Source organism: Brevibacterium sp. HMSC22B09, from assembly GCF_001806795.1.
Classification (GTDB): Bacteria; Actinomycetota; Actinomycetes; order Actinomycetales; family Brevibacteriaceae; genus Brevibacterium; species Brevibacterium ravenspurgense.
On record NZ_KV786025.1, the window covers coordinates 79,955 to 96,913 of the forward strand.

Annotated in this window: 15 protein-coding genes; 5 read left to right on the forward strand and 10 right to left on the reverse strand. The window is 60.3% G+C overall.

Annotated features, from left to right (window positions below):
* Positions 1–33: 33 nt before the first annotated feature.
* A complete protein-coding gene (locus tag HMPREF3087_RS08250; RefSeq protein ID WP_070428755.1) occupies positions 34–1,170 on the reverse strand; it encodes a CaiB/BaiF CoA transferase family protein in 1,137 nt (378 codons plus the stop codon).
* 104 nt (positions 1,171–1,274) lie between these two features.
* Between HMPREF3087_RS08250 and HMPREF3087_RS08255 the strand changes: the two genes are divergently transcribed.
* The gene (locus HMPREF3087_RS08255) at positions 1,275–1,547 is read left to right on the forward strand and encodes a hypothetical protein (RefSeq protein ID WP_070428756.1); all 273 of its coding nucleotides are present in this window, start codon (positions 1,275–1,277) and stop codon (positions 1,545–1,547) included.
* A gap of 121 nt (positions 1,548–1,668) precedes the next feature.
* Here HMPREF3087_RS08255 and HMPREF3087_RS08260 read toward each other — a convergent pair whose 3' ends face one another.
* The 3 genes from HMPREF3087_RS08260 to HMPREF3087_RS08270 form a co-directional block, all read right to left on the reverse strand.
* Positions 1,669–3,906, reverse strand: coding sequence for a heavy metal translocating P-type ATPase (locus HMPREF3087_RS08260; protein WP_083272105.1), 2,238 nt, complete (start codon positions 3,904–3,906; stop codon positions 1,669–1,671).
* Positions 3,903–4,118, reverse strand: coding sequence for a heavy-metal-associated domain-containing protein (locus HMPREF3087_RS08265; RefSeq protein ID WP_019174271.1), 216 nt, complete (start codon positions 4,116–4,118; stop codon positions 3,903–3,905). The genes HMPREF3087_RS08260 and HMPREF3087_RS08265 overlap by 4 nt, the downstream gene beginning before the upstream one ends.
* Positions 4,119–4,356: 238 nt before the next feature.
* Positions 4,357–5,592: a DDE-type integrase/transposase/recombinase gene (locus HMPREF3087_RS08270; protein ID WP_256173077.1), complete on the reverse strand. Its 1,236-nt coding sequence runs from the start codon at positions 5,590–5,592 to the stop codon at positions 4,357–4,359.
* Between the two features lie 119 nt (positions 5,593–5,711).
* Here HMPREF3087_RS08270 and HMPREF3087_RS08275 point away from each other — a divergent pair, with 119 nt between their 5' ends.
* Together HMPREF3087_RS08275 and HMPREF3087_RS08280 are read left to right on the forward strand one after the other, a co-directional pair.
* Positions 5,712–6,779 (forward strand): Abi family protein, encoded by a 1,068-nt coding sequence (locus tag HMPREF3087_RS08275; RefSeq protein WP_083272106.1) that lies wholly within the window; start codon positions 5,712–5,714, stop codon positions 6,777–6,779.
* A gap of 66 nt (positions 6,780–6,845) precedes the next feature.
* Positions 6,846–7,292: a hypothetical protein gene (locus HMPREF3087_RS08280; RefSeq protein WP_070428758.1), complete on the forward strand. Its 447-nt coding sequence runs from the start codon at positions 6,846–6,848 to the stop codon at positions 7,290–7,292.
* A gap of 75 nt (positions 7,293–7,367) precedes the next feature.
* On the opposite strand, the gene HMPREF3087_RS08285 is transcribed toward HMPREF3087_RS08280, so the two are convergent.
* Both HMPREF3087_RS08285 and HMPREF3087_RS08290 read right to left on the reverse strand, forming a co-directional pair.
* Complete coding sequence (locus HMPREF3087_RS08285; RefSeq protein ID WP_070428759.1) at positions 7,368–9,326, reverse strand: hydantoinase B/oxoprolinase family protein; 1,959 nt, start codon at positions 9,324–9,326, stop codon at positions 7,368–7,370.
* On the reverse strand, positions 9,323–11,362 hold the full coding sequence (locus HMPREF3087_RS08290) for a hydantoinase/oxoprolinase family protein (protein WP_062022951.1): 2,040 nt from the start codon (positions 11,360–11,362) through the stop codon (positions 9,323–9,325). Before HMPREF3087_RS08290 ends, HMPREF3087_RS08285 begins: the two co-directional genes overlap by 4 nt.
* Positions 11,363–11,396: 34 nt before the next feature.
* Here HMPREF3087_RS08290 and HMPREF3087_RS08295 point away from each other — a divergent pair, with 34 nt between their 5' ends.
* Positions 11,397–12,602, forward strand: coding sequence for a PucR family transcriptional regulator (locus tag HMPREF3087_RS08295; protein WP_176745023.1), 1,206 nt, complete (start codon positions 11,397–11,399; stop codon positions 12,600–12,602).
* Positions 12,603–12,685: 83 nt separating this feature from the next.
* Entirely contained in the window at positions 12,686–13,120 is a 435-nt protein-coding gene (locus HMPREF3087_RS08300; protein WP_070428761.1) for a hypothetical protein, read from the forward strand.
* A 35-nt stretch (positions 13,121–13,155) separates the two neighbouring features.
* Here the strand turns inward: HMPREF3087_RS08300 and HMPREF3087_RS08305 are convergent, their stop codons facing one another.
* The 4 genes from HMPREF3087_RS08305 to HMPREF3087_RS08320 form a co-directional block, all read right to left on the reverse strand.
* Positions 13,156–14,013: an NUDIX hydrolase gene (locus tag HMPREF3087_RS08305; RefSeq protein WP_070428881.1), complete on the reverse strand. Its 858-nt coding sequence runs from the start codon at positions 14,011–14,013 to the stop codon at positions 13,156–13,158.
* A gap of 162 nt (positions 14,014–14,175) precedes the next feature.
* On the reverse strand, positions 14,176–15,129 hold the full coding sequence (locus HMPREF3087_RS08310; RefSeq protein ID WP_070428762.1) for an endonuclease/exonuclease/phosphatase family protein: 954 nt from the start codon (positions 15,127–15,129) through the stop codon (positions 14,176–14,178).
* Positions 15,130–15,134: 5 nt separating this feature from the next.
* Complete coding sequence (locus tag HMPREF3087_RS08315; RefSeq protein WP_070428763.1) at positions 15,135–15,896, reverse strand: HAD family hydrolase; 762 nt, start codon at positions 15,894–15,896, stop codon at positions 15,135–15,137.
* Positions 15,893–16,864, reverse strand: coding sequence for an ABC transporter ATP-binding protein (locus HMPREF3087_RS08320; RefSeq protein ID WP_239233035.1), 972 nt, complete (start codon positions 16,862–16,864; stop codon positions 15,893–15,895). The genes HMPREF3087_RS08315 and HMPREF3087_RS08320 overlap by 4 nt, the downstream gene beginning before the upstream one ends.
* Positions 16,865–16,959: the final 95 nt, after the last annotated feature.

The following is a 16,959-nucleotide window of genomic DNA, read 5'->3' on the forward strand; positions in this document are numbered from 1 at the left end:
CCCACCCCTTTCCGATGGGTATTCTACTGAGTTCTAGTCGACAGACCACCCTCGGACCACTGTGTCGATCGGCTGAGCTTCTTTGCTGACCGGGCGGGGGTCCAGACGGCCGTGGGCAGAAAAACGAGGTGCCGGTCGCGGTTGGGTGACGCCGTCGACTTCCGTGTAAGTGCCCCGGGCTTTCAGCTGGGGGTCGTCCAGTGCCTGTTCCATGGACCACACGGGGGCAACGCAGGCGTCGGTGGGGTCGAAGATCTCAGTCCAGTGCGCCAGCGGGTGCTGTGCGATGGCATCGGCGATGAGCTGGTGGACTTCCGCGAACTTCCGCGGGTCGAAGCGGCCCTTTTGGGTCCATTCGGGCAGGCCCAGGTGTTCGCGCAGCTCTTCGAAGAACTGCGGTTCCAGCGGTGCCACGGCAAGGTATTCGCCGTCGGAGGTTCGGTAGTAGGAGTACGAGGGCTGCGATCCGTCGAGGAAGTTCCGGCCGCGAGCGTCCTGCCACATGCCCGTGTCTTTCAGGGCCCACAGCATGGTGGCCAGTGTTGCTGTGCCGTCGACGATAGCGGCATCGATCACTTGGCCGCGGCCAGTGGAGCTGCGCTCAAACAGGGCGGCGAGGATGCCGGTGACCAGGAACATGGACCCACCCCCGAAGTCGCCAACAAGGTTCAGCGGCGGGACGGGGCCGCTGTCAGCGCTGCCGATGAGCGAGGCCATGCCGGTGCGCGCAATGTAGCCCATGTCGTGACCCGCACGGTCTGCCAGCGGGCCGTCCTGCCCCCAGCCGGTCATACGGCCGTACACCAGGCCGGGATTGCGTTCGAGAAGCACATCCGGCCCCAGGCCAAGGCGCTCCATGACACCGGGGCGGAAGCCCTCAATGAGCACATCGGCCCGATCGAGCAGTTCGAGCACACCTTCGACAGCCGCAGGGTCTTTCAGATCAGCTTCGACAATTCGGCGGCCGCGCGCCGTGACGTCAGATTTCTTAGCGTTGCCCGGCCTGTCGATTCGCACAACATCAGCGCCGAGGTCAGCCAGGATCATCGCGGCGTGCGGACCCGGGCCCAGTCCTGTGAACTCAACGACCTTCAGTCCGGCCAGCGGCCCGGCTGTGCTTGTGTGCTGGCTTGTTTCCGTGTTGCCGCCGGCTGTGCTGTGCTGAGTCATGGTGTCCCTTCTGTGACTGCTTTGTCATCTGGGTCACATATTAGACAGGGGCACTGACACGGCCGAACGGTGCTTGCCATTCGGACGCGCGTACACTGGACGGCATGGCAAAAGACACGTCGGTTTCGCAGAATTCGGGTTCGTCCAAGGCTGTGTCTTATAAGGACACGTACACCTTCGGCATCATCACGGGCCTCATTGTGTTCGTGCTGACAATGATCTTCACCCGCGGCTGGCAGTCGTTTGAGCGCTTCGGCCTGGTGCTTCTCTACACCGTGATCACGGCGATCGTGGTCACCGGACTGGCGGCACTCATGAACTACATCGTGTCGAAGGACAAGACCGTTCACGACCCCGATTCGCCCGTGATGGACTGATTTGAATAAGAAAAAGAACGAGGCGCCTGCCCCGTTCTTTTTCTTCCCCGGGTTTCGCTTCACTCACCTGGGGTGAGTGAATCGAAACCCGGCAGTGCGGATTAATCCTTGGTGCAACCGGCTATTTGAACCGAAGCAACCGCAGGCTGTTGAGCACAACAAACACTGAACTGAACGCCATGGCGGCCCCTGCGATCATGGGGTCGAGTTTGCCCGATACCGCGATGGGCACAGCCAGCACGTTGTAGATGAATGCCCAAAACAGGTTCTGCTTAATGCTGCGAACAGTGCGGTGGGATAGGCGAATAGCCTGTGGAATCTGCTGTGGGTCCGAACGCATGAGTGTAATGTCCGAAGCCGCAATCGCAACATCGGTTCCCGTGCCCATCGCTACGCCCAGATCCGCTCCGGCCAGGGCAGCGGCGTCATTGACTCCGTCGCCGACCATCGCAACACTGCGGCCTTCAGCCTGGAGGGCCTGAACGTGCGCGTACTTGTCCTCCGGCTTCACACCCGCGTGAACTTCGTCAATGCCGATGGCGTCAGCCACTGCCTGTGCGGACACCGGGTTGTCACCAGTGAGCAGAACAGCGCGCAGACCGAGTTCGTGCAGTTCGTCAATGGCAGGCTTGGCGGAGTTCTTAATCGTGTCGGCCACCCAGGCCCGACCCCGGAATTCACCATCAACCGCAACAGCAACCTCAGTCGCAGCCGGGTGGTCATCAACCTCCGGGACAGAAACACCCTGGTCAGCCAGAAGCGCCGAGCTTCCAACGAGAACCTTGTGCCCATCAACTGTGGCAGTGATCCCGCCACCTGAGATGTTGGCAAAATCGGTGACTTCACGACTAACGGAAACAGGCGAATCTGAGCCAGCCTCCGCCTCGTCAATGTGGGAAGCGGCCTGAACAACAGCGCGGGAGATCGGGTGCTCGCTGGCACCCTCGGCAGCGGCGGCGAGCGTCAGATCGGCAGGTGCCAGATCGTGCGAAACCACCCGCATGCGGCCTTCGGTGACAGTGCCGGTCTTGTCCAGCACGACGGTGTCGAGCGTGCGGGCTGCCTCCATGGCCTCGGGCCCGGAGACCAGAATGCCCAGCTGCGAACCGCGGCCGGACGACACCGCGAGCGCGGTCGGTGTGGCCAGCCCCAGCGCGCACGGGCAGGCGATGACGACGACCGTGATCGCGGCGTGCAGACCGTAAATCCAGTCGCCGCCGATAATGCCCCACCCCAGCAGGGTGAGCACGGCGATGCCCAAAATCGTGGGCACGAAAACTGCGGAAATCGAATCGGCAATGCGCTGCGCGGCAGGTTTGCCGGTTTGGGCGCGGGCGACTAGGCGGGACATTTCGGCAAGAGTGGTGTCCGAACCGACGCGGTCGGCCCGCACCGTCAAAGTGCCCGAGGTGTTCATGGTTGCGCCCGTGACCTTCGAACCCTCGGTGACCTCGACGGGTGCGGATTCGCCTGTCAGCATGGATTCATCAACGGCTGAAGTGCCGCCGACAACTGTGCCGTCAGCGGCAATTGTTTCGCCGGGGCGGACGCGGAAAACATCGCCCACACGCAACTGATCAGCGGGGATAGTGCGCTCAGTAACCTGGCCGTCAGCGTCGGTTTCAACCAGCAGCGCCTCTTTTGAGCCCAGGTTGATGAGTTCACGCAGCGCCTTTGTGGCATTCGACTTGGCGCGGTGCTCCAGCACGCGCCCGGCCAGCAGGAACACTGTGACGGCGACGGCGGCCTCGAACCACACGTGCGCATTGTGCGGCAGAACCCAATTTCCGGCCGCCGCCTGCGCGAAAACAGTCCACAGCGAATACAGGGTCGCGGTGATGACACCCACTGAAATCAGGGTGTCCATTGTGGAGGAAAAACCGCGTGCGGCCTTGAACGCCGCCTCGTGGAACGGCCACGCACCCCACGTCACAACCGGCAGCGACAGCGCAAGAATCAGCCAGTGCCATCCTGGAAAATGCCACGACATGACCATCGAAATGGCGATGACCGGCGCTCCGAGGATTGCGCTGATAATCAGGCGGGTACGGAAGCGGGAGGCGAGATCCGGTTCGTCTGCTGGGTCCTCAAAGGACTGCACCGACGCTCCGTAGCCGGTCTTTTCGACCACTGCGATGAGGTCCTCGTCGGTGACATCTGAGCTGACCTCGACGTGAGCCGAGTTCAGAGGCAGGTTGACCACCGCCTCGACCCCGTCAAGCCGGTTGAGTTTTTTCTGCACCCGTGACGAGCATGACGCGCACGTCATGCCGGTAATGGCAAGGTCGACTTCCCGGACTTGTGTTGCCGAGGTGGAGCTTCCGATCGGGTCTGGGTGTTCGGCTGGGGTGGGGGTCATTTGACGATGGTGTAGCCGGCTTCGTCGATTGCGTCGTTGAGGTCGGCTTCGGCCAGCGGTGTGGCCGATTCGATGGTGACCGGAGAGATTCCGCCTTCGACGAGTTCGACGTTGACGGACTGCACGCCGTCGATTGCGCCGACTTCGTCCTTGACTGCATTGACGCAGTGGTTGCAGGTGAGGCCGGAAACGTTGATGGTCGTCGTAGCCATGAGCCCTCCTAAAGTTCAGGCGATGCCGTGCGGGGCTTCGCCGTGGCATTGAGTTTCGGGTGCCCACCGAGTTGGCGTGTGTCGCCGGTTTGGTGGGTCTACCGGGGCAACGACGACACCCGCCAGAACATTCCATGGGGTGGGTGTGTGGGCTGTGGGCGTGGTGCCTCATTGTCAAGTCCCCGCGTAGTGGGGGTCCGTGCCTCATGTGTTTTTCCCCGCGTAGTGGGTGTGGGGTTTAGCTGACGCGGCGTATGCCTGTGGTTGGTGGGGTGTGTGGGTGGAGTTGTTCTTCGAGTTTACGGGTTTTGGTTGCGGCGAGTCGGTTCAGTTCGTTTTGGATGCGGGTTATTTCGCGGGCGATGGCTGTTGGTTTCAGTGTGGTTTTGTATGCGGTGAGTTCGGCTTGTTGTGTGGGGTTGAGGATGCCTGCTTCGAGGAGTCGGTGGTAGGGGGTGCGGGGTGAGTCGTAGGTGCGTTTGCGTCTGCCGAGGGTGTCGGTGCTCCAGCCGGTGGGTTTTTTGGTTGGGGTGAGGAAGTTCAGTCGGTCGTAGGTAAGGGCCCAGAGTTTGTTGAGCAGTTCGAGTTCTGTTGGTGTGTCGTAGCGGTGGTAGAAGCCGTAGCGGCGAACGAGGTGGTTGTTTTTGGACTCGATGGTGGCTTGGTCGTTTTTTGTGTAGGGCCGTGAGCGTGTGAAGAACACTTTGTGTTCGTTGGCCCATCCCATGAGGTCGTGGTTGATGAATTCGCTGCCGTTATCGCAGTCGATGCCGGTGATATCGAAGGGCACGGTGGTGGTGAGGAGGTTGAATGCTGTGAGGATGTGCTGGTGGGCGTTATTGCGGATGGTGTGGGTAAAGACCCATCCGGTGTGGATGTCGGTGAAGTTCACGGTGCGGCAGAACTCGCCTTTGAGTGTTGGTCCGCAGTGGGCGACGGTATCGACTTCGAAGAATCCTGGTTCGGCTTCGACTTCGTCACCGGCTTTGCGGATGGTGATCGAGTTACGCAGCAGTGTTCCTGGTTTGGTGGTTGTTTTGCCCCGGATGGGATCTTTGGCCCGGGTTGGGGTGAGGTAGCGGTCAATCGTGGCAGCGGACATTGCTAAGAGTTCTTCACGAACCTGGTGGCTGTAGCGGTCGCTTCCTTGGGTGAGAGCGCCTTCGGCTTCCATCTGGTCAAGCCAGTCACCCATAGAGGCCGCGAGGTATTTCCCGCAGATTCCACCACTGGCCGCCCAGACTTTCTGGAGTACTTTACGGGCATCGTAGGAGTACTTATAGGCCTTGGTGCGGCGCCGATCGATCACCGCGATCGTGGCAGCAGCCCGGCCTTTGGGCTGACGCAACCGCGCCCGCAGCTGTTGCCGGGCATGGTCCCGGTTCCACCCGGTCACCGCGACCACCTGGTCCAAGATGATGGTCTTCTCCTTCTTCGAAGCCGCTGCATAAGCCGCAGCGTACTTCTTAGTCACCTCATACCTGGCCTTCAATGACAATCCCTCACGATCCATACCCCATGGTCGCCATACACCCACAAATTTCGCGGGGAAAAATACATGAGGCACGGCCCCTGTTCACCCGGGGACTTTCCATGAGTCTCGTCGGGGCGTTGTGTGCGGGCGGTAAGTTCGGTAAAATACGGCTTATCAAGACCGGTTCCGCTGCTCTTCGTAGCAGTCCAGGGCCGGTCCTCATTTTTCTTCGGACCTCCGAGGGGCTTAACGTGTCGCAGCCGGCGAAAAACTTCAAGTCTCATGGCCAACAGATCGAACTCCTGCGGTCACGCGGTATGCACATTGAAGATGAGGCTGCAGCCCGCCGGGCACTCGAGCGCGTTAACTACTACCGGCTTTCGGGATACTGGTACCCCTACCGTGAAAGGTCTTCAAACGACGGCAAACGACTCGACGGGTTCGTCAATGGCACTTCGTTTGAAGAAGTGTTTGCACTATATGAATTTGATGAGCGGCTGCGGGCTGGGGTTTTCACCTGTCTGACTCCCATCGAACTGGCATTTCGTTCGACCTTGGGACACGAGCTTGGACGCATCGATCCTCTGATCCACTTGAAACCCAACCTGCTCGGCCCTGTTGCCAGAGATCCTGGCCGCTCCACTGAAGCCTCTCGGACCTACAAGAAGTGGAAGCGGTTGTTTGACAAGGAACTGTCCCGCTCGCGTGAGGACTTCGTTGTTCATCACCAGGAGAAGTACGCGGGACAACTGCCTATCTGGGCTGCTGTCGAGGTCATCGACTGGGGAGCGTTGTCGTATCTGTATCAACTCGCACCGCTAGGCGTACGAGACACGATTGCTTCCCGAATTCGGCTAACTGCAGCACAGCTTGGTTCGTGGCTTAGAGCACTGAATATTGTTCGTAACTATTCAGCACATCATGCTCGGATGTTCAATCGGGTTTATGCACTGAAGCCGAAGTTGCCTGCCGAGCAGGACGTGCCTGAACTTGCCCCAGCGGCAAATGCAATCAACAGATCGTTCGGACAGCTCACTCTCATTCAGTATCTCTTGGCGGAACTTGGCGTTGGTGACACAACAATTTTGCCCAGCATATTGACCACCTACCCTCGCACTAAGTTGCTTTCCCTAAGCCACATGGGTGCGCCCACAGGTTGGAATAAGCTGCTCCTCTGGAAACACTGACCCAGGCCAAACGCTGGTAGGTTTTTGTTCAGCACCGCCCTAAGCATCCGCTGGAGGTCACCGTCTATGAATCTGGACCCGACTGCTCTGCTGCTTGGCATTGGCATGCTTCTCGGTGGGGGTCTCGGCTGGACCTTCTACATGAAGGCGATACGAAAAAAGCCTGAAACCGAAGAGTGGTACGACTCGGCTGATGGTTGGGAGAGCGGCGTCACGGACCGCGATGCCTCCCTGTATTTGGTTCCCTTCGGTTCACTGTTCTTCTTTCTTTTCGGGTTCCTAATGCTGCTGTCCTGCTTCACTATCCCAGACTCGGTCAAACCGGTGCTTTTCTGTGTGTACGCAGTGGCTGCCGCCCTTCCGGCTATCGGCATGATCGGAATTATGGGAATCCCGCTGCCGTGGCCTATTGTGCCGCGCTGGGTCGTCGACATCCGCAAGAAGAAGCGCGCCCGAGCCCGCGAGCGCCGAGCAGCCAAGAGGGCGGCGAAGAGGGCAGAAAAGAACAAGTAGGGCGGCCGAGGTGGAACCGACTTGGCCGGGGCATCCTCCTCAGAGGACATCCCGGCCAAGCCAGCTCCAAATCTGTCAGCTCCAGTGAGTCTGTGAGCGTTTGCGCATGAGTGCCCGGTATTCCTCTGTTGTCTTCGGGTAGAGCTCACCGGTGCCCCAGTCGAGCACAACTCCGTAGCGGCGGATGACATCGTGGACGCTCAGATCGCCCTTGCTGTAGCGCTCTGCCACAGACGAAGCGTCTTCTTCCAACCAGCCATCGCGCTGCGAGCGGATTTCTTCGCGCTTAGCTTCGGTTGCATCGAAGTCGATTTCATACTTGTCGAGTTCAGGGTCGATCGGCGTGATGACAACGCCGTAGTCGAGTTCGGCTCGCTCAAGTGAAACATATTCGTCGATAACATCCTCGAGCACGTCCTCCGGCTTGCGCTTCAGCGGGTCACCAAAGCCGCCGCCGCCAGCAGACGGACGGGTGAACGTGTCGCCGGGACCAACCGGAACATTCGAGAACGTGGCACCCAGGTAGCGGCTGTCCTCAGTGTCAGGGTTGAGCCACACGCCGTGCGGAATCGACGGCAGGCCACCGTTGATTCCCCACGTGACAGACCGTCCGCGGTCACAGCAGTAGCTCATAACAGTGCGTGCAGCATCGGTGAGCATGCCGCCCTTCGAAATACCGCATCCACCGCGGAACTGCCCCGGCCCACCGGAGTCTGTGGCGATTGCGTGCTCGGTGGTGAGCACCGGGCTCAAACGCTCCTGGCCTTCGATCGGCTGCACGGCAAGACCCGTGCCGAAAACCGGTGCGGTGGCAGATGATCCGTCCTTTGTGGAGCGCCCACCCCAGCCGCCGGCCATCCAGTCGTACCACATGAAGTACTGGTCATCGTCGGTTCGCGCATCATGGCCGCCGACCAGCAGATACTCCAGGTTGAACGCGCATGCCATGGCACGGTCCGGCATGACCTGAGACCACAGTTCGAAGCAGGCGTTCATGACCTTTTCATACGGACCGGAGCAGAAGCCGGTCACAGCGTGCGGCCAGCCGGCATTGATCACAGTGCCCTCTTCGCCGATCTCGGCGGTCACCGCCTCATAGAAGCCGGAGTTGAGCGGCACCTCGGGGAAGAAGGACTTGGTTCCTGCATAGATGGCCGAGAACGTGGTGCCGTAGCCGGAGTTGAGGAACGTCGACACGGCAGGTGCGCCCGAAACGTCATAATGAATGCCGTCGTCATCAAGCGTGAGCTTCACCGTGATCGGCACCATGCCCTCGCCGTGGGCCGGGTCGAAGTCAAGGTAGTCAGTCGTCTCCCACGTGCCCTGCGGCAGCTGCTTGAGGTTCTCCAGAACTGTGCGGCACACGTAGTCCTGGGTTTCCTGCATGGCAGCCTTCACCGTGTCGAAGCCGTACTTGTCGACCAGGCGAATCACTTCGCGGGCACACACGTCGGTTGCTTTCGACTGGGCACGCAGGTCGCCGAGTGCGCTTTCGGGATCACGGGTGTTCGACACCAGAAGCTGCGCAACATCGTGAAGGAACTCGCCCTTGCGCCATACGCGCACAGGCGTGATGCGCAGGCCTTCACTGAAGTGCTCGGTTGCATTGACGTCGAACGAACCGGGCACATTGCCGCCGATGTCCGCCCAGTGGCCCTTGTTCTGTGCGTAGCCGATGATCTTGCCCTCTGCGAAGATCGGGCGGATGAAGCTCACGTCATTGAAGTGCGTGCCGCCCCGATAGGGGTCGTTGACGGCAAAGACATCGCCTTCGTTGATGTCATCGCCGAACTGTTCGAGCACCGCCTTGCACTGGAAGTGCAGCGTCCCGACGTGCACGGCGATGTCGCCGCTTCCCTGCATGACCGTGTTGCCTTCGGCATCGCACAGAGCAGAGCTGAAGTCGCGCGAATAGATGACGAAGGAATAGCAGGTTCGAAGAATCTGCTCGCTCATGAGGTCAACGCTCGTTGCAAAAGCGTTCTTCAGAACCTCAAAGGTGACTGGATCGAGTTCGTGCTGTGCGGTGGTCACTTTTCAACTCCATTGTCCAAAGTGATGCGGATGTTGTGCCATTCGTCGATTTCAGCCGTGCAGTACGGCGGAACGACCGTGGTGCTGTCCAGCTGATCGATGATGGCTGGACCTTCGATCACCATGCCCCAACCGAGTTCATCGCGGTTGTAGATGGGAGTGTCGGTCCATTCGCCGTTCCAGCGCACCTGACGGGTGGAAACCGGTTCGGCAGTCGAGGTGGTCTTCTCCTTTTCGGGAACAAAGCTCGGCTTGGGTGTGCGTCCAATGGCCTTGACGTGGATCTGGTAGATCTCAACCGGTTTGTCGTCCTGACGGAACGAATAGCGGCGCTCGTGTTCTTCGTGGAAGGTTTGGATGGCCTCAGCCAGGCCGCCTTCCTGCGTGATCGGCACCTGCAGCGAACGCCACTGGCCGTGATAGCGCATCGAAATGCCGCGCTGGATTGTCGAGTCTTCGGCAGCGACACCCTCAGCGCGCAGTCGCTCCCACGCCTCGTCTTCCAAACGACCGTAGGCGGCGGACAGTTCGTCGGTGTCTGCGTTCTTGGCGTCAGCGTCGAACATCTCCGACAGGTCGTGCTGGATGTCGACCAGCAGGCAGCCCATAGCCGAGTGCACGCCCGGGTTCGGGGGAACAATGACGGCGGGGATGCCGAGTTCACGAGCAACATCAGCACCGTGGAGTGCACCCGCACCGCCGAATGCGACAAGCGCGAATTCACGCGGATCGAGCCCGCGGCGGATGGACACCAGGCGCACAGCATCAGCCATGTTGGCGTTGGCAACCTGGAGGATCGCCTCGGCGGCATCGTCCGTGTCCATGTTCAGCGGCTTCGCGATGTCACGCTCGATGACGGTCTTCGAGCGGCTCTTGTCGAGTGACATAGCGCCGTCGGCAAGGTCTGTGCCCAACCGTCCCAGCAACAGGTTGGCGTCCGTGTTCGTCGGGGCATCACCGCCGAGGCTGTAGCAGGCCGGACCGGGGTCAGCACCGGCCGACTGGGGTCCGTTGCGCAGGGAGCCGGCGATGTCGATGTGAGCCAGGGATCCACCTCCGGCGCCGATGGTGAGCACCTCGATGCTGGGGAACACGATGGGGTGGCCGAACTCGACTTCCCACCTGTGGGTGGTGCGCAGGTTGCCGCGGTCGACCAGAGAAATATCGGTCGAGGTGCCGCCCATGTCGAGCCCGACCGCGTTTTCGTAACCGCACTGCAGGGCGACGTGCTGGGCTGCGATGGCGCCTGCGGCAATGCCTGATGCGGCAAGGCGCACCGGCAGCTTCTTCACCAGCGGGGGAGTCATGGATCCGCCGCCGGAGTGCAGCAGCAGGAGGTCGCCGTCGTAGCCGCCGTCAGTGAGCTTTTCGTCAAGCTGTTCGACGTAGTCCGACACGAGCGGGCCCAGCAGCGCATTGGCCGTGGCGGTGGTGAAGCGGTCGTGCTCGAAGATCTCCGGCAGCACTTCCGCCGAGTTCGTCACCGCGACGTCGGGAAGTTCACGACGGAGGATTTCGACCATCCGATTTTCGTTTTCCGCATTCGCGTACGAATTGATGAAGCACACCGCAACGGTCTTCACCCCGCGGCGGCGCAGCAGGCCGGCAAGTTCGACGGCTTCATCTTCGTCCAGGGGTGTGACAACACGGCCGGAGTAGTCAATCCGTTCGGTGACTTCGAAGCGGTCGCGGCGGCGAATGTACGGCGGGGACACGTCCTTGTAGGCGTCCCACAGGTCGTCCTTTGTGCCGTCGCGGATCTCAATGACATCCCGGAAGCCCTTCGTGGTGACAAGCGCGGCCTCGGGGAACCGCCGGGTGATGAGCGCGTTGGTTGCCACGGTCGTGCCGTGGGAGAAAAGCTCAACGTCTTCGAGGTTGATCTCACCGCGCTTCACGCCGTTGAGAATGGCCTCCATGGGGTTTGAGGGAGTCGACGGGACTTTTGTCACGCGCATCGACTTGGTTTTTTCGTCAAAAATACAGACGTCGGTAAAGGTTCCTCCGACATCGACAGCGACACGAAGTGGTTTCACGAATACTCCTTTGTTTCATGATGTGCCTCCCAGTGTGGTTCGGAGCACACCGTGGTTCAATGGTGAAAACGAAGTCTTCCTCGGCCGTTTTTGTAGATTCTCCAAAGACGTCGAAAGGGGAGGTGCCATGGACGCTGAAGAAAGGCTTGCCGCTGTTGAGGCCCTGCTGCGGGCCATGGGTTCGCCCGATCCTCTGGGCGCTGTAGTTCGCCAGCTCAATGCCTATGTCGACGGCGGGGCAATCATCTTCGACCATTCGGGCAATCCCGTCCGTGCGGCCGGGAGGGCACCCGTTCACCTGCTCGCGGCGTCCCTGGAGAACGGCATTGCCGAGGGGCAGCTGCAGTTGGGGCGGTGGCGTGCTCTGGTGCGCGCTGTGACGATTCGCGGCAGCCGCTACTGTGCGGTTCTCGTTGGGTCGGACGAAGGTTTTATGCAGGATGACGGCCTGTGGTTGCTTGAGCGTCTTGAGGCAGTGTTGGCAAGTCTTGACGGTGTTGCCGCGTTTGCTGCCTATGAGCGTGTGCGCTGGTCCGAGCAGATTCTCCGCCAGCTGGAATCGGGTGTTCTGACAGCGCGCGTGCCGTATTACTGGGACAGTCTGGAGCGGTTGGGGTTCACGGTCTACTCTCCCGTGGTCTACGTGCGCGGCACGGTGAATGTCGAACCGGCCTCGCTTGTCGAAGAAACCGAGAAGCTGGCCGCTGACGGGGGAATCGCGCTGATCCATCAGTCAATCAGCGGGGATGAGCGCTCCACCTTTCGCATGCTCATCAGCGCTGACCTGAACATTGTGGACGCTCTCCGTGAGATCGAGGGTGTGGAATCGGCAGGGATTTCCGAGGTGTTCGACGACCTGGGCACGGTTTCGGATCATGCGGCCGCGGCAATCCGCGCTGAGCGGATGGCGATCAACCGGGGGCGAAAAGTGCAGACCGTTGTTGAGCTTCGACCTTTGGAGTGGCTGCTGGCACAGCGTCCTTCGCGTTTGGACTATTCGCAGTTCGACCGGTTTGCAGCCGTCATCGCCGACAAACAGGACCTGGTCTCCACGGTGTGCGCCTATATTCAGCATGACCAGAGCGTTGATAAGTGCGCAGAAGCGCTGTCCATTCACCCGAACACCGTGCGGTATCGCCTAAGCCAGATCGAGCAGGCCCACGGTGAGTCGATGAAGAACGTCGACTTTCTGGCGAGCCTCTCCATTGCGCACCTGTGGCGGGAGGGCGCGGCGCTCTGATTCTTCTGGCTAGGTGGCCCTCGCCGAACGCTGGTAGGTTTTTGTTCAGCACCGTCCTAAGCATCTGCCGGAGGCCACCGTTTATGAGTCTGGATACCACCGATCTGCTGCTTGGCATCGGCTCGGTGCTCGGCGGGGGTCTTGGCTGGACCTTCTACATGCAAGCCATACGAAAACACCCTGAAACCGAAAAGTGGTACGACTCGGCTAATGGGGCGGAGAGCGGTGTCACGGACCGTGATGCTTCCCTGTATTTGGTTCCCTATGGTTCGCTGTTCTTCGGTGTTGTCGGGATGATGATGCTGCTGGGAGGCATGAGCATCCCTGAGCCGCTCGACACGATCATTTCTGTTCCGCTTATAGCGGGTTTCGTCATTGCGATCATCGGCATGACCGGCATCCTGGGAATCCCGCTGCCATGGCCTTTTGTGCCTCGCTGGGTTGTCGACATCCGCAAGAAGAAGCGCGCCCGAGCCCGCCAGCGCCGAGAAGCCAAGAGGGCAAAAAAGAACAGGTAAACCGGGCCGGCAACCCCAGCCCGGCAGACCCGTCCCTACAGAACTGCCCGCCCCACCTCGTCAGCCAGACGAATGAGCTTTTCCGGCAGTTCCAGGTGCCCCGACCCGTCGCTGTTCTCCACAACGAACGGCCGCACCTCGAGCACGTCACGATTGCCCGCAAGCACCTCGCAAACATCAGCGTGCCCGTACAGTTCGACAAAAGTGCACAGCTGAGGGGGCATCAGCTGCAGCTCACCGGCGGCACTCTTGCGCACAGCGTCTTCAGGCGTGATCCACCCGTCGACAGTCGACTCAGCCGACACCCCAAGAACCTCCTGCCCAACAGGACAGGCGGCCAAGAAGAACCACGTATGGAAGCGGCGCGGCTCAACCTCGGGTGTCACCCACACGCTCCACGGGGTGAGCCAATCAGTGCGCAGAACCAAGCCGTGCTTGCGCAGCAGATCAGCAAAGGACATTTCTCGGGCATCAACCGCCTCCCGGTCAGCCCGCCACTCATCAGTGTTCAGCGTCGTCAGCTCACTGCCATCAACCGCCGTGGCCAGCAGATAACCGGACTCTTCGAAAGTCTCCCGCGCCGCCGCAACCAGCAGGCCCCGCGCTTCATCCGCACTGACACCCAGCCGCTGCGCCCATTCCTCAGGCGAGGGCCCATGCCACGCATCAATTTCTGCACTGTCAGCAGCGTCGACCTTCCCACCAGGGAAAACGGGCCGGCCTCCGAACACCATCGACGATTGGCGCTTCTGCAGGTACGCCTCCGGTCCGCGCTCGCCATCACGCAGCAAGATCACGGTGGCCGACGGTCGGGGAGTGTCCGGCTCAGAGCTGCTCATACGCTCTTTGATCTTCGCCAGCGACTCTGCTGAGAAGTGAATTCTGGGATCCATGCCCTCACTGTATGGCCCCACCACCAGGCGCGCTACCAGCAGGTCCGCACGTTTGTGGATCATTCGGTCAGCCAGCACATTGCGGGAAACCTCATTTCAGGCGGAAACCCCATCGGGTTGCCGCCTGAGGTTCCGTATGAACGGGACCGGGAAGGCGCCTCGTTAATTAACTGCGAGAGTGGCACGAACCGCCAGGTGGTCGGAAGCGAAGTCGTTCGCGCGGTGGTGGGGGATGTGCGCGACGGTGCCGGAGGTTTCGATCAGACCGGTGTCGGATACGTCAGCGTCGGCGGTTTGACCGATGTGGACACAGTCTTCGACGGGAAACCCCAGGGTGTAGACGAAGTCGATGCGATCGCGCGGTTCGTCTTCCAACGTGTGGATCTGCGACCACGTGAGCCCAGGTGCCGCCACCGGATCGGGATGGATAGCCCTGAAAGCATCGGTGTAGCCCGCTGTTTCCATACGGGAAGTCGCAGGCCAGGCGGCCTGTGGGCGTGTCACGCCATTCCAGTCCAGGGGCGAAGGCACATTGAAATCACCGCTGATGATGACCGGAATGCTGTTAGCCGAATCTGCCGTGAGACGCTCGGTTTCGTGTAGGACCGCGGCAATCTGCTGGTCGCGGAGCTGCTCACCTGCCTGGCCGAAAACCTGATCTGCGTGGTGTTCGAGATCCTGGGTGCGGTACGGCCCATAGTCAGAGTGCTCCAGGTGAACCGACCACACCAGCACGGGACCGCTGGGCAGTTTCACGAATGCCGCAGTCGCAAACGGTGCGGTTTCAGTGGCTAGGAGCTGGGTGGGGTAGCGGCTGAGGATCGCGGTATCCGAACCTTGCTGCGCAAGGCTGTAGCCAAGTTCATCCGCAAGCACAGTTGGCGCAATGTGCACGGACTCCTGTAAGCAGATAATGTCAGCGGCCTGCTCACGCAGAAAGTTCATCTGCTTGGTTTGGCCATCCGCCATCATCAGACCGCCAAACCACAGGTTCCAGCTGAGCACAGAAATGCTCTCGACTGGGTTGGCGGGATCTGCCGCGGCGCGGGTTGCTTGGGAGGACATGCTCGTCACGTGACCGGCGTTCGTTTTCTTGACAAGGTCGGCTGTGCTCATGAGGTTTAACTCCTGGTGTTGGCGGCCAGTCGTGCGACATTGCCAGCAGGCGTCGCACTGACGTGGCGTAGGGACGTTAGACGGTAATCGCACACGAGTGCGGCATTGTGGTCTGCATTGACTCCGACAACAGTTGTTCCTGCAGCCCGTGCTGCTTGTGTCCCCACTCGGGAGTCTTCAAAAGCAGCACAGTCTTTAGGCGCAACCCCGATCAAGGCGGCTGCGCGCACGTACAAATCGGGGGCAGGCTTGCCTTCTGCAACATCTTCGACGGTGCACACACTGTGCAGAAGGTGGTCCAAATCGGCAGAGCGCAACATAGCCATGACATCTGTCCGGCGCCCGTTGCTGGCCACTGCCACCGGGATGATGCTTGACAGCTGCTTCAGCAGGTCAGCTGCTCCCGGCATGACCGGTACACCGGATGACAAGCGTGCGGAGTAGTCAGCATCGAGCTCATCGGTGATCTCAATGCGAAGAGCGTTGCGGAGTGTGGGGGAAGGCGTTCTTGAGCGTAGAGCGCTGAAGCGCGGGTGCTGTGCAGCCTGCAGCTGATCCACCAGGATACGAGCGGCAGTCGTGGCGTCAACGCCGATCAGCTGCTTGATATCCGGGAACTCCAGAGCGTGCTCAGCCAGCCAATCCGAAATCATGTCAAGCCACACGGATTCAGAATCAAACAGCAGACCATCACAGTCGAAAACAGCTCCCTCCGCAAGGAATTTAACTGGGCGGTCAGGGGTGGTGAGAGTAATTTCGGCGCTCACGCAGCGCTGCCTTCCGCAGTGAATGCGGGTTCCCCACTGAGCCGCCACCGAACGCGTGCCCCGGCTGGCAGACCCTGGGCTTCAGCCAGGAACGCAGACGAAACAAGCTCAATTCCTTCCGTCTCCCGAGTGTTTCCAGCCGCGCGAATGGTGGTGCGCTCACCGGTGTAAGAATGACCGGTAACGGTGAATGCGCCATGGGGATCCGCTTCGAGCTTGAGATCTTCTGGACGAATAAACGTCTTGCACCCACCGATTTCCAGTTCGGTAGCGGTCCCAACAAACCGCGCCACAAACTCAGTAGCGGGCTTTTGGTAAATAACCTGTGGAACATCCAGCTGTTCCACAATGCCTTTGTTCAGCACAGCAACTCGGTCGGCAATCGCTAGGGCTTCACCCTGGTCGTGGGTAACAAACAGCGTGGTGATCCCCAATTCCCGCTGCAAGCGCTGGATCTCATCACGGATCTGGGTGCGCACCGCAGCATCAAGAGCCGACAGCGGTTCATCCAGCAGCAGCACAGAAGGCTGAACGGCCAGAGCTCGGGCAAGTGCGACTCGCTGCTGCTGACCACCGGACAGCTGATGCGGGAAACGCTCACCAAACGGGCCAAGGCCGCACATTTCCAACAACTCCTGTGCGCGGCGACGGCGCTCGCCCCGGTCAACGCGACGAATACGCAGACCGTATTCGACATTGTCTAGAACACTGAGATTCGGAAAAAGGCTGTAGGCCTGGAACACCATGCCGATTCCACGCTTGTTCGCAGGAACCGCGGTGACGTCCTTACCGTCAATGAGGATTCGGCCGGACGTCGGCCGTTCGAAACCAGCAAGCACACGCAAAGCCGTGGTCTTTCCACAGCCCGATGGCCCAAGGACAGTCACGAGTTCCCCAGGGGCAAGTGACAAATTGAGGTTGTTCAGAACCGTATGCGTTCCAAAGGATTTTGAAACGCTGTCGAACACAACGCCGTTTGAATTATCAGTCACAACTATCTCCAGAAGTATCGGTTGCCGTCAGGTGGCATTCATCCGTGTGCGATCACGTGGATCACGGGCGC

Excerpts from the sequence above, each read along its gene's own strand:
- HMPREF3087_RS08250 (WP_070428755.1), bottom strand. The coding sequence starts at position 1,170 with ATGACTCAGCACAGCACAGCCGGCGGCAACACGGAAACAAGCCAGCAC.
- HMPREF3087_RS08255 (WP_070428756.1), top strand. The coding sequence starts at position 1,275 with ATGGCAAAAGACACGTCGGTTTCGCAGAATTCGGGTTCGTCCAAGGCT.
- HMPREF3087_RS08260 (WP_083272105.1), bottom strand. The coding sequence starts at position 3,906 with ATGACCCCCACCCCAGCCGAACACCCAGACCCGATCGGAAGCTCCACC.
- HMPREF3087_RS08265 (WP_019174271.1), bottom strand. The coding sequence starts at position 4,118 with ATGGCTACGACGACCATCAACGTTTCCGGCCTCACCTGCAACCACTGC.
- HMPREF3087_RS08275 (WP_083272106.1), top strand. The coding sequence starts at position 5,712 with ATGAGTCTCGTCGGGGCGTTGTGTGCGGGCGGTAAGTTCGGTAAAATA.
- HMPREF3087_RS08280 (WP_070428758.1), top strand. The coding sequence starts at position 6,846 with ATGAATCTGGACCCGACTGCTCTGCTGCTTGGCATTGGCATGCTTCTC.
- HMPREF3087_RS08300 (WP_070428761.1), top strand. The coding sequence starts at position 12,686 with ATGAGTCTGGATACCACCGATCTGCTGCTTGGCATCGGCTCGGTGCTC.
- HMPREF3087_RS08305 (WP_070428881.1), bottom strand. The coding sequence starts at position 14,013 with ATGGATCCCAGAATTCACTTCTCAGCAGAGTCGCTGGCGAAGATCAAA.
- HMPREF3087_RS08310 (WP_070428762.1), bottom strand. The coding sequence starts at position 15,129 with ATGAGCACAGCCGACCTTGTCAAGAAAACGAACGCCGGTCACGTGACG.